Here is a 12,472-nt window from a genome sequence, read left to right as displayed (position 1 = left end):
GAGCAAAAAATTGCCATCATTACATGTAAGTTTCATGTAAGAAAATTACCACGACCTGCCAGAGCCCCGTGGCAAACGGCAACACCATCTGCCAGCCCTGGCCGCACGGGTGCCACATCCCGGCAAACATTGCATTTGCCATTGCCCTGAAAATAAAAAACGCCCCGAAGGGCGTCAAGAAAGATTGCAGAGAAAGTCCGCAAACTTGGAGAAAACCTGTCAGCACGGCACTTCCGCATTCTTGCGGGCGTAGAACCAGCCGTTGATCAGCAGGCAGCTGACATAGAAGCCGATAAAGCCGTACAGCGCCGCTTCGACACCGCCAGTCAGCGCGATCGAGGTACCGTAGCTCTTCGGGATGAAAAAGCCGCCATAGGCACCGATGGCACCGGAAAAGCCCAGTACCGCTGCCGCTTCCTTGGTGGCATCGGCAACTGCCTTTTTCTGCGCCGCCTCGTTCTTGCCTGCCATGCGCTGATGCAGGGTCAGGAAGATGGTCGGCACCTGCATGAAGGTGGAGCCGTTGCCGATACCGGTCAGCACGAACAGACACAGGAACATCGTGAAGAAGCCCTGGAAGCTGCCGCCCTGGCCGCCATGCGGCAGGAAGCTGAGCACGCCGAACACGGCGGCAATCATCAATACAAACACGACCTGCGTCACCTTGGCACCGCCGACCTTGTCCGCCAGCCAGCCACCGACCGGACGCGCCAGCGCGCCGACCAGCGGGCCGAAGAATACATACTTGCTCGGATCAATATCCGGAAACTGGCCTTTCATCAGCAGCGGGAAACCGGCAGCAAAGCCGATAAAGGAACCAAAGGTGCCAATGTACAGCCAGCACATCAGCCAGTTGTGCTTGCGCTTGAAGATCACCGCCTGGTCAGCGAACGATGCCTTGGCCGAAGCGATGTCGTTCATGCCGAACCATGCGGCCAACGTTGACAGCACGATGAACGGCACCCAAACGAAGCCGGCGTTTTGCAGCCATACCTGCTTGGTGACATCCCCTTTTACCCAGGTCTGCGGTTCGCCGCCCAAGGCGCCGAACAGGCCCAGGGTGATAACGATAGGCACCACGAACTGCACCAGCGATACGCCCAGATTGCCCAGGCCGGCATTCATGCCAAGTGCGGTACCCTTTTCCGCCTTTGGATAGAAGAAGCTGATGTTGGACATCGAGGAGCTGAAGTTACCGCCGCCAAAACCGCACAGCAACGCCAGGATCAGCATGGTGACGTAACTGGTGTTCGGATCCTGTACCGCAAAACCGATACCGATTGCCGGGATCAGCAGGCTGGCCGTAGAAATCGCCGTCCAGCGGCGGCCGCCGAAGATCGGCACCATGAACGAGTAGAAAATGCGCAACGTGGCACCGGACAGCGCCGGCAGTGCCGCCAGCCAGAACAGTTGGTTGGGCGTGTAGTTGAAGCCGATGTTGGGCATATTCAGCACTGCCACGCTCCACACCTGCCAGATGGCGAAAGCCAGCGTCAGTGCCGGAATCGACAGCCACAGGTTGCGGCGGGCAACAGCCTTGCCTTCGTTTTGCCAGAACCCGGGATTTTCCGGTTCCCAGCGCTCAAGTACTTTGGACATATACAGTCTCCAGAGGGCCGTCTTCGCGGCCCGGATTTCAGGGAATCAGAACTCAAGCCTCGGCGCTGGCCAGGCGGGCTTCCGCCGCACGCGCCACCGACTTGAACGAGAAGTGCATCCACACCAGGGATACGCAAACAGTGCCGTACAGCAGCATGAAGGAGCTGGAACGAACCCCGGTCATGTCAACCAGCGCACCGAACATGATCGGCAGCAGGAAGCCACCCAGGCCGCCGGCAAGGCCGACCACGCCGGATACGGCACCAATATTGTCCGGAAATTCGTCGGCAATGAACTTGAACACCGAAGCCTTGCCGATCGCCATGGCCACACCCACGGCAAACAGGATCAGGGTGAACATGGTGGAGTTAAGGCCGATATCGAAACCTTGCGGGCCCTTGACGGTCTGGATGATGAAGTGTGTTTGCGGGTAGGACAGAATGAAGAATGCCACCCAGCATACCCACATCACACCCCAGGTAACCCGGAACGGACCCCACTTGTCGGACATCCAGCCACCCAGGGCGCGCAACACGCCACCCGGCAACGAGAAGCAGGCCGCCAGGAAGGCCGCATGCTTGATGTCAAAACCGTATTCGCCAACGTAGTACTTGGTCATCCACAGCGCCAGCGCCACATAGCCGCCGAATACTACCGAGTAGTACTGGCAATAGCGCATTACAGCCGGATTCTTGATCAGCGCCAGCTGCTCCTTGAAGCTTGCCTTGCTGGATACCACGTGCTTGGGATTGTGGTAGGAGAAAACCCAGAACAGGATGGCTGCAGCCAGCATCACTGCCGCGTAGACATTCGGCACCAGCTGCCAGCCGCCGATGGCAATCAGCGACGGAGCAATCAGTTTGGTCAGCGAGGAGCCGGCATTGCCGGCACCGAACACACCCATCGCCATGCCCTGCTGCTCCTTGCGGAACCAGCGCGCCACGTAAGGCGTACCGACCGAGAAGGAACCGCCAGCCAGGCCGACACAGAGGCCGATGGCAAGAAAGTGCCAGTATTCAGTGGCAAACTGCATCGCATAGATCGGAACCACGCAGGAAAGCATCAGCAGGAACAGCACGATGCGGCCGCCAAAGCGGTCGGTCCAGATGCCCAGTGGCACCCGTACCAGAGAACCGGTCAACACCGGCGTTGCCGCCAGGATACCGAACTGGGTTTCCGACAGGCCGAGCTGCTCCTTGATCGGAATGCCCAGTACGGCGAACATCATCCAGATCATGAAGCACAAGGTAAATGCCAACGTACTGGAGGCCAGTACGGCATATTGCTTGTAAGTATCCGAAGCCATGAGGAGCCACCAGTGCGATTAGTACGGCTCACACATTACGCCACTCACCATGCGGTCAACATTCGCCACAGGGGTAAACCCCGCGACAATTAAGGGCTAGCCACCTACGCCATCCTGCCTAGCGCAACTAGTTCAAAAGTAGGGTCGTCGTGTGGCACAAGCCCGTGCCCACTGCGACAAAAAGGTTGGCCGCAATCGCGAGATTGCGGCCAACCTTTTGTCTTGTGGCAAACCGCACGGCTTACCAGCAGCGCTTGATCACGCTCGCCAGCTGCACCAGGCGGCCGTGGAAGAAGTGACCGGCCTCCGGCAGCACGATCACCGGCAGATGCTGTGGCCGCGCCCACACCATCACGTTTTCCAGCGGGATCACCTCGTCCGCCTCGCCGTGGATCACCAGCGTGTCGGCCGGCACTTCCGGCGTCGGAATCGCGTACTTGCCCACCGCCGGCCCCATCAGCAGCAGCTTGTCGGCCTCGATACGCGCGCGGGTGCGCGCCGCGACGAAGCCGCCGAAGGAGAAACCGGCCAGCGCCAGCGGCAGTGCGCCGTGTTGCGCGCGCGCGTAGTCGACCACCGCGATCACGTCGTCAACCTCGCCGATGCCGTGATCGTGCTCGCCGCCGCTATTGCCGACACCGCGCAGATTGGGCAGGTAGCAGGTATAGCCCAGCTGCGACAGCGCCTTGGCTGCGGTCTGGATCACCTTGTTGGTATTGGTGCCGCCCTGCGTCGGGTTGGGGTGGCACACCACCGCGATGCCGGTCTGCTCGCCGACGGCAGGGATGACGATGGTTTCGAGCGCGCCGGCCGGGCCGGCGATGTCGATCTTCTGCATCGCTTTGAGCATCAGATTTTCAGCCTTTCCACGACGCGGCCATTGACCATGTGCTCTTCGACGATCTCGTCGATGTCATCCTTGTCGATGAAGGTGTACCAGGTCTCCTGCGGGTACACCACCAGCACCGGGCCCTCGTCGCAACGGCCGAGACAGCCGGCCTTGTTGACGCGGATCTGGCCGCTGCCGTTAAGGCCGCGCGCCTTGATCTGGTCCTTCATGTAATCCAGCAGTGCGCTGGAACCGTAGTTGTTGCAGCACGTCTCGCCTTCGGCGCGCTGGTTACAGCAGACAAAAACGTGTTTGTCGAAAAAGCTCATCGGGATTCCCTGTCTAGACCTGCGGCCAACCCTGCAAGATTGGCCGCAACAAATTGCTTAACCGTCGGCGTCGGCCCAGCCGGTGACGCCGTGTATCGCCGCGTTGTCGAACTTGGCGTAGTGGCCGAGGAAGGCCAGCCGCACCTTGCCGGTGGGGCCGTTACGGTGCTTGCCGATAATGGCCTCGGCCAGGCCCTTGTCCGGTGAATCGGCGTTGTAGTACTCGTCGCGGTACATGAAGATGATGATGTCGGCGTCCTGCTCAATGGCGCCGGATTCGCGCAAGTCGGACATCATTGGCCGCTTGTCGGTACGCTGTTCCACGCTACGCGACAGCTGCGACAGCGCGATCACCGGCACCTGCAGCTCCTTGGCCAGGCCCTTCAGGCCGCGCGAGATCTCGCCCAGCTCGGAGGCGCGGTTGTCGCTGCGGCCGGAGCCCGACATCAGCTGCATGTAGTCGATCACGATCAGGCCGAGCTTGCCGCCGTGCTGGCGCGCCAGTCGCCGTGCGCGCGCGCGCAGCTCCAGCGCGGTCAGTGCCGGGGTCTCGTCGATATACATCGGGGCATCGGACAGCTTGCCGATGGCGTAGGTCAGCTTCTGCCAGTCCTCGTCGCCCAGCTTGCCGGTACGCAGGATGTGCTGGTCCAGCCGGCCGACCGAGCCCAGCATCCGCATCACCAGCTGGGTGCCGCCCATTTCCATCGAGAACACCGCCACCGGCAAGCCGGCCTCGATCGCCACGTGCTCGGCGATGTTCATCGAGAATGCGGTCTTGCCCATCGACGGACGCCCGGCGACGATCACCAGGTCGCCCGGCTGCAGGCCGGAGGTCTTGGCGTCGAGATCGGTAAAGCCGGTCGGTACGCCGGTGACTTCGTCCGGGTTGTCGCGGCTGTACAGCATGTCGATGCGCTCGACCACCTCTTTCAGCAGCGCCGGCATTTCCAGGAAGCCCTGCTTGGACTTGGCGGTGGATTCCGCGATCTGGAACACCTTACCCTCGGCCTCGTCCAAGAGCTGCGCCGCGTCGCGGCCCAGCGGGTTGTAGGCCGATTCGGCGATCTCGGTGCCGACCAGCGCCAGCGAACGCATCACCGAGCGCTCGCGCACGATCTCGCCGTAGCGGCGGATGTTGGCCGCCGACGGCGTGTTCTGCGCCAGCATCGCGAGGTAAGCCAGGCCGCCGACGCTGCCCAGCTCGGCATTCTTGTCCAGGCTTTCGGACACGGTCACCACGTCCGCCGGACGCGCGATGTCGACCAGTCTGGCGATGTGCTTGAAGATCACGCGGTGATCGTGGCGGTAGAAGTCAGCCTCGGTCAGCAGGTCGGCAATCTTTTCCCAGGCGCTATTGTCCAGCAGCAGGCCGCCCAGTACCGATTGCTCGGCCTCGATCGAGTGTGGCGGCGTACGGATAGCCGCCACCGAGGAGTCGTTGAAATCGTAATCGCTCATAAAGCTTGGGGTATCCGGTGATGCCAGTTAGCCGTGGCGCGGCCAACCGCTGGCGTGCGCCGGCGCACGCGACAAGGTTGGCCGCAGCCAGGCAGGAGAGAGCGTGATTCTAACAGTTTTTGCCGGCGACAAAGCCGGAAGACCACGCCCACTGGAAGTTATAACCGCCCAGCCAGCCGGTGATGTCGACCACCTCACCGATGAAGAACAGCCCCGGCACGTCGTTCGCCATCATCGTCTTGGATGACAGCGCCCTGGTGGACACGCCGCCACGGGTGACCTCGGCCTTCTTGTAGCCCTGGGTGCCATTGGGCAGCACGCGCCAGTTGTGCAGCGCCTGTGCCAGCTGGCTGCGCTTTTTCGGTGCCAGATCCTTGCCGCGCACATTGGCACCCTGCCCGTCCAGCCACGCCTCGGCAAAACGCTTCGGCCAGCCCAGCTCGGCCATGGCGTTGGCCAACAGTTGTTCGCTGCTAGCACGCTCTTCCAGCCACGCCTCGGCATCCAGATCCGGCAGCAGGTCGATCACGATCTCCTGCCCCGGCTGCCAGTAGCTGGAAATCTGCAGGATGGCCGGCCCGGACAGGCCCTTGTGGGTGAACAGCACGTTCTCGCGGAAGCGCACCTTGCCGATGCGGACTTCGGTATCCAGCGACACCCCGGCCAGCGGCGCAAAGCGCGCGGCGTCCTCCACGTGGAAGGTCAGCGGCACCAGCGCCGGATCGAGCTTTGTTACCGGCAGGCCGAACTGCTCGGCGATCTGGTAGCCGAAGGCGGTGGCTCCGATCTGCGGAATCGACAGCCCGCCGGTGGCGATTACCAGCGACTCGCAACTGAAATCGCCGGCGCTGGTTTCCAGCTGGAACATTTCATTGCGGCCAACCTTGTGCACGGCCACGCCCATGCGCCGCTCAACGTTGGCCGCACAGCACTCGGCATCCAGCATGTCGATCAGCTGCTGGCTGCTGTCGTCACAGAATAGCTGGCCCAGTTTCTTTTCGTGATAAGCGATACCGTAGCGCTGCATCAATGCAATGAAATGCTGCGGCGTGTACTGTGCCAGTGCCGAGCGGCAAAAATCCGGGTTCTCCGATATATAGCAGTCATGACGGACATGCAGATTGGTGAAATTGCTGCGCCCGCCTCCGGAAATGCGGATTTTCTCTGCCAGCCGGACAGCATGATCCAGCAACAGTACGCGGCGGCCGCGCTGGCCGGCAGTAGCGGCACACATCATGCCGGCAGCGCCGGCACCGATCACGATTACGTCGTAATGCACAAAATGAACCTTTGGTATAGCGGTTTGGTCAAGAATTGGCGCATTCGCACAATTACAGTAAACTTCATTGGTCAAACAGCACATGCTGTTTGACCTCTTAACCCTGGAGAGCATGATGGAACACAAACTGCCTGAACTGCCGTACGCGCTGGATGCACTGGCACCGGTCATTTCCAAAGAAACCCTGGAATTCCACTACGGCAAGCATCACCAGACCTATATCACCAACCTGAACAACCTGATCAAGGGCACTGAGTTCGAGAATGCATCCCTGGAAGAAATCGTCAAGAAATCCTCCGGCGGCATTTTCAACAACGCCGCCCAGGTGTGGAACCACACTTTCTACTGGTTCGGCCTGGCACCGAATGCCGGTGGCGAGCCGACCGGTGCACTGGCTGACGCCATCAACGCCAAGTGGGGCTCCTTCGACGAATTCAAGAAAGCCTTCGCCACCTGTGCCGTTGGCACCTTCGGCTCCGGCTGGGCCTGGCTGGTGAAGAATACCGATGGTAGCCTGGATCTGGTTTCCACCAGCAACGCCGCCACTCCGCTGACTACCGACAAGAAAGCGCTGCTGACTTGCGACGTGTGGGAACATGCTTACTACATCGACTACCGCAACAGCCGTCCGAACTATCTGGAAGGCTTCTGGAAGCTGGTGAACTGGGACTTCGTGGCGAAAAACTTCGCCGCCTGATCCTCGCCCCGAGGGCAAAACCGGAAAAGGCCCCTTGCGGGGCCTTTTTGCTGGCTGGCGGTTTACTGATCCGCCGGCTGCTGGCTGATCATCACCTTGTCGCGATTGCGCAGCTCGTCCAGATAGGAAACCAGCACCGTATTGGCCGACATCTCGCCCAGCATGCCCTTCAGTTGCGCCAGCTCCGGTGCCGAAGCCGCCAGCGCCTTGTCGACGCTGTCGATGCGATAGATCACATAGTCGCCATTATCACGGTGGGCACCGGCAAATGCCGGCAGCTTGCCAACGTTGGCCGCAAACACCGCACGCAGTTCCGGCACGGCCATGCCGTTGGCGGCACGGCGCGACACCTTGCGCAGCGCACCCCAGGTCTGGACATCCACCCCCTTGCCGGCCTTGAAATCGGCCACCAGCTGCTGGCCGCGCTTCTCGGCACGGTTGGCCGCCTCGCGCGCGGTCAGCTCGGCACGGACTTGCGCCTGCACCTCGGCCAGCGGCCTCTGGCGCTGCGGCTGGTACTGCTTGACGCGCAGTACCACCGCATTGCCGGCCGACAGCTCCACCGGTTCGCTGTTGTGCTTCTTCTTCAGCACATCGTCGCCGTATGTCGCCTCCAGCACCTTGGCATTGCCCAGCACCGCATCGCCGGCGATACCGCTACGGCCCATCGCCGCCCCGGTTTTCACGGTCAGGTTCAGCTGTCCGGCCAACGCCTGCAGCGAATCCGGCTGCTGATAGGCCAGATCGCCCATCTTCTCCAGCTGTGCACGATAGATGGCACCGGCCTTGTCGCGCTTCAGTTTCTCGATCACCGCCGCCTTCTGGCTGGCGAAATCGACTGCCTTCACCTCGTCCAGTTTCAGGATATGGAAGCCGAATTCGGTTTCCACCACGCCGCTGATCTGGCCCGGCTGCAGTGCAAAGGCGGCCTCCTCGAATGGCTTGACCATCGCGCCGCGGGCAAAGAAACCGAGATCCCCGCCCTGCTCAGCAGAACCCGGATCCTGCGAACGGGTTTTGGCCAGTGCGGCAAAACCAGCCGGATTGGCCTTGACCTGCTGCAGCAGCGCTTCCGCCTGCGCCTTCACCACCGCCTTGGCCTCCGGCTTGGCCGCCGCATCCACAGTCAGCAGGATGTGTGATACGCGGCGTTCTTCGCTGCCGAATTCTGCCTTGTGCTTGTCGAAGTAGGCCTGTGCCACGGCATCATCGACCACCTGCGCCGCCGCAACCTCACTCAGCGACAGTGACACATACTCAATCACCGCAGATTCCGGTTCCAGGTAGCGCGTCTTGTTGCTGTCGTAATAAGCCTTGACGGCCGCATCATCAATCTTGACCTCGGCGGCAAAACCGGCCGGCGAAATCAGCACTTCGCGCACGTCACGCGATTCGCCAAACAGCGCGCCCATGCGGGCAACAATGCTGGACGATACGAAATGGGTGTTCAGGTACGGCGTGATCTGCGTCTGCAGCATCAGATCGCGGCGGACATCAGCCTCGAAATCCTCTGCTGAGCGATAGCGACTCTTGATGAAATCGGCATAGCGCGCCTGGCTGAACTTGCCGTTCTCCTGGAATGCCGGGATCGTGGCAATCGTCCGCCGCAGCTGCTCCACGCTCGGTGCGATACCGTTGCGCTCCGCAGCAGCAATCAGCAATTGCTGACGAATCAGGTTTTCCAGTACCGCCTGCCGCGTTGCAGCATTGGCCGGTTGCCCCTCCAGCTGGCGCTCGACGTCGCGCGAAAAAATCTTGCTGTCGCCGACTTTGGCCAGGAATGGCTCGTCAACGGCAGCGGTATAGCTACCAACACCAAAGCCGACAAAGGTTAGCGCCACGGCACCAAGTATGACCTTGATCGCCGTTTGATTGCTCTGGACGAAATTGAACATGGATTCGGTTTGTTACCAAAAAAACAAGGTGAACGGTTTTGCCGTTCACCTTGCTGTTTGTCTGGCGGAGCCTGCGGCCGGAGCCGCGGCACTTGGGCTCGAACTTCCAAGTGCACTCCCCTTATCACAACACGACAGGACGGGAACCAACCTGTCTCCCGGCACCTCCGGGAATGTGCACCCTTAGAGTTAGAGTGCGTCTTTCAGTGCCTTGCCGGCACGGAATTTTGGAGACTTGGCCGCGGCAATAGTAATGGTCTCACCCGTTTTCGGGTTGCGGCCACTGCGCTCTGCGCGCTCGCCAACATAGAAAGTACCAAAGCCTACAACAGTGACTGTATCGCCAGCCTTCAGCGCATCAGTTACGGCATCAACCATGCCATCCAGCGCCTTGCCAGCAGCTGCTTTAGAAATGTCTGCTTTGGCAGCAATAGCGTCAATCAGTTCAGACTTGTTCACGTTTAAGTCCCCTTTCGTCGTTCTCGGTGTGCGGAGCACTGAAATAAACCGCTAGCTTTATAACAAGGCTAAAAACCTTGTGTCAAGCGGCTTCCAGCAAGGGCCGTACCTCATTTCACCCCTTCTGGAAGCCGATGCTAGCGCGCTTTTCCGGCCAAATCAAAACAAAGCGTCATCAGTGCGTTACAACAGGGGCATTTTGCACATCATCCGCCACCGGATTTGCAACAGTTGGTGCGATGCCAGTCAACGGCTCCGGCATATGTTCCAGCGCCAATGCCAATACCTCGTCAAACCACTTCACCGGATGGATATCCAGCTTGCTCTTGATGTTGGCCGGGATCTCGGCCAGATCCTTGACATTGTTCTTCGGGATCAACACATGTTTGATGCCGCCACGTTGCGCCGCCAGCAGTTTTTCCTTGAGACCGCCGATGGGCAGCACTTCGCCACGCAGGGTGATTTCGCCGGTCATGGCAACGTCGGCACGCACCGGAATACCAGCCAGCACCGAAACCAGTGCCGTAGCCATGGCCGCACCGGCAGACGGCCCATCCTTGGGTGTTGCTCCTTCCGGTACATGGATATGCATGTCGTGCTTCTCGTAGAAGTCCGGACGGATGCCCAGTTGTGCAGCCCGGCTGCGCACCACGGTCAGGGCCGCAGTGATCGACTCCTGCATCACCTCGCCCAGCTGACCGGTACGGATGATGTTGCCCTTGCCCGGCAAGGCCGCCGCCTCGATGGTCAGCAATTCACCGCCAACTTCAGTCCATGCCAGACCGGTGACCTGCCCAATGCGGTTCTGCTCTTCGGCAACGCCATACTCGAAGCGCTGCACGCCCAGATACTTGTCCAGGTTCTTTGGCGTAACCGTAACCTTGCCGGTCTTGCCATCCTTTTTCAACGATTGCTGCGTCACCACCTTACGGCAAATCTTGGCAATCTCGCGATCCAGACTGCGCACCCCGGCTTCGCGGGTGTAGTAGCGGACGATGTCGCGGATCGCAGCTTCCTGGATCACCAGTTCGCCTTCGGCAACGCCGTTAGCCTTCATCTGCTTGTCGACCAGATACTTGACGGCAATACTGACCTTCTCGTCCTCGGTATAGCCTGAAAGACGGATGATCTCCATGCGGTCCAGCAGGGCTGGCGGAATGTTCAGCGAGTTGGCGGTCGCCACGAACATTACGTCGGACAGGTCGAAATCTACCTCGGCGTAATGATCGACGAAGGCATGATTCTGTTCCGGGTCCAGTACCTCCAGCAGCGCCGACGACGGATCGCCACGAAAATCAGCCCCCATCTTGTCCACTTCGTCCAGCAGGAATAACGGGTTCTTCACGCCGGCCTTGCTCATGTTCTGCAGCACTTTGCCCGGCATGGAACCGATATAGGTACGGCGGTGGCCGCGGATCTCGGACTCGTCACGCACGCCGCCCAGCGCCATGCGCACGAACTTGCGATTGGTGGCGCGGGCAATCGACTGTCCCAGCGAGGTCTTACCCACACCGGGCGGCCCGACCAGGCACAGGATCGGCGCCTTGAGTTTATCGACACGCTTCTGCACCGCGAGGTATTCCAGGATCCGTTCCTTGACCTTCTCCAGGCCGAAGTGGTCCTCATCGAGAATGGCTTCGGCGGCATCAATTTCCTTGCTGACCTTGGTCTTCTTTTTCCACGGCAGATCGAGCAAGGTCTCAATGTAGTTGCGCACCACAGTGGCTTCAGCGGACATCGGCGACATCATCTTGAGCTTTTTCAGCTCAGCCATCACTTTGTCCTTGGCCTCTTTCGTCATGCCGGCCAGCTTGATTTTTTTCTCAAGTTCGTCGATCTCGCTGGCCTCATCGTCCTCACCCAGCTCTTTCTGGATCGCCTTGACCTGCTCATTCAGGTAGTACTCGCGTTGGCTCTTTTCCATCTGGCGCTTGACGCGACCACGGATGCGCTTCTCCACCTGCAGGATGTCGATCTCGCTTTCCATCAGGCCCAGAAGGTGCTCGATGCGAACCTGGACGTCAAACATTTCCAGGATTTCCTGCTTCTGCTCCAGCTTCAGCGGCAGGTGCGCGACGATGGTATCGGCCAGACGGCCGGCGCGGTCGATACCGTTGAGTGATGACAGTATCTCACTCGGAATCTTCTTGTTCAGCTTGACGAACTGCTCGAACTGGGCGAGTAGCGCACGGCGAAGCGCCTCCACTTCGCTGGTATCGACACCGTCCAGTGCCACCGGGGTGATGTCGGCCGTAAAAAATTCATCGGCATCGCCATGCACCAGATCAACCTTGGCTCTCTGCCGTCCCTCAACCAGCACCTTGACCGTGCCATCGGGCAGCTTGAGCATTTGCAGAATGGTCGCCACGGTACCGATGGCATGCAGATCCTCGGCTGACGGCTCGTCCTTGGAGGCAGAACGCTGCGCTACCAGCAGGATTTGCTTGCCATCTTCCATGGCCTTTTCCAGCGCACGGATAGACTTGGCACGCCCGACAAATAACGGGATGACCATGTGGGGAAAGACAACGACATCGCGCAGCGGCAGCAATGGCAGCGTGGCTTTATCAGTGAGTTCGGTGGTTTGGGGCATATCACCTAACCTTAACAGGGAGGAA

At 60.2% G+C, this 12,472-nt stretch carries 11 protein-coding genes; 1 reads left to right on the top strand and 10 read right to left on the bottom strand.

The features are described 5' to 3' along the window. Positions 1-19: 19 nt before the first annotated feature. The 7 genes from IE083_RS03925 to IE083_RS03895 form a co-directional block, all read right to left on the bottom strand. Positions 20-226, bottom strand: a complete 207-nt coding sequence (locus tag IE083_RS03925) for a hypothetical protein (RefSeq protein WP_189352325.1) — start codon at positions 224-226, stop codon at positions 20-22. Continuing rightward, positions 220-1,599, bottom strand: coding sequence for a NarK family nitrate/nitrite MFS transporter (locus tag IE083_RS03920; RefSeq protein WP_189352324.1), 1,380 nt, complete (start codon positions 1,597-1,599; stop codon positions 220-222). Before IE083_RS03920 ends, IE083_RS03925 begins: the two co-directional genes overlap by 7 nt. 52 nt (positions 1,600-1,651) lie before the next feature. Beyond that, complete coding sequence (locus IE083_RS03915) at positions 1,652-2,905, bottom strand: MFS transporter (protein ID WP_189352323.1); 1,254 nt, start codon at positions 2,903-2,905, stop codon at positions 1,652-1,654. Positions 2,906-3,146: 241 nt separating this feature from the next. Further along, complete coding sequence (locus IE083_RS03910) at positions 3,147-3,755, bottom strand: alpha/beta hydrolase (protein WP_189352322.1); 609 nt, start codon at positions 3,753-3,755, stop codon at positions 3,147-3,149. Next, positions 3,755-4,063 (bottom strand): (2Fe-2S) ferredoxin domain-containing protein, encoded by a 309-nt coding sequence (locus IE083_RS03905; protein ID WP_189352321.1) that lies wholly within the window; start codon positions 4,061-4,063, stop codon positions 3,755-3,757. Before IE083_RS03905 ends, IE083_RS03910 begins: the two co-directional genes overlap by 1 nt. Positions 4,064-4,120: 57 nt before the next feature. Further along, the gene (gene dnaB / locus IE083_RS03900) at positions 4,121-5,524 is read right to left on the bottom strand and encodes a replicative DNA helicase (protein ID WP_189352320.1); all 1,404 of its coding nucleotides are present in this window, start codon (positions 5,522-5,524) and stop codon (positions 4,121-4,123) included. Between the two features lie 109 nt (positions 5,525-5,633). Continuing rightward, entirely contained in the window at positions 5,634-6,803 is a 1,170-nt protein-coding gene (locus tag IE083_RS03895) for a BaiN/RdsA family NAD(P)/FAD-dependent oxidoreductase (RefSeq protein ID WP_229799590.1), read from the bottom strand. A 115-nt stretch (positions 6,804-6,918) separates the two neighbouring features. On the opposite strand from IE083_RS03895, the gene sodB reads away from it, so the two are divergent. After that, positions 6,919-7,500 carry a superoxide dismutase [Fe] gene (gene sodB / locus IE083_RS03890; RefSeq protein ID WP_189352380.1) on the top strand — a complete coding sequence of 194 codons (582 nt, stop codon included), beginning with the start codon at positions 6,919-6,921 and terminating at the stop codon, positions 7,498-7,500. A gap of 62 nt (positions 7,501-7,562) precedes the next feature. Here the strand turns inward: sodB and IE083_RS03885 are convergent, their stop codons facing one another. The 3 genes from IE083_RS03885 to lon all read right to left on the bottom strand — a co-directional run bounded on the left by IE083_RS03885 (position 7,563) and on the right by lon (position 12,447). Next, entirely contained in the window at positions 7,563-9,395 is a 1,833-nt protein-coding gene (locus IE083_RS03885; protein WP_189352318.1) for a SurA N-terminal domain-containing protein, read from the bottom strand. Between the two features lie 189 nt (positions 9,396-9,584). Then, entirely contained in the window at positions 9,585-9,854 is a 270-nt protein-coding gene (locus tag IE083_RS03880; protein WP_189352317.1) for an HU family DNA-binding protein, read from the bottom strand. A 175-nt stretch (positions 9,855-10,029) separates the two neighbouring features. Next, positions 10,030-12,447 carry an endopeptidase La gene (gene lon, locus IE083_RS03875; protein ID WP_189352316.1) on the bottom strand — a complete coding sequence of 806 codons (2,418 nt, stop codon included), beginning with the start codon at positions 12,445-12,447 and terminating at the stop codon, positions 10,030-10,032. Positions 12,448-12,472 lie beyond the last annotated feature (25 nt).

The sequence above is a fragment of the Vogesella fluminis genome, from assembly GCF_014652335.1.
In the GTDB taxonomy this organism is placed as follows: Bacteria; Pseudomonadota; Gammaproteobacteria; order Burkholderiales; family Chromobacteriaceae; genus Vogesella; species Vogesella fluminis.
This window is presented reverse-complemented; position numbering and strand designations above follow the sequence as displayed.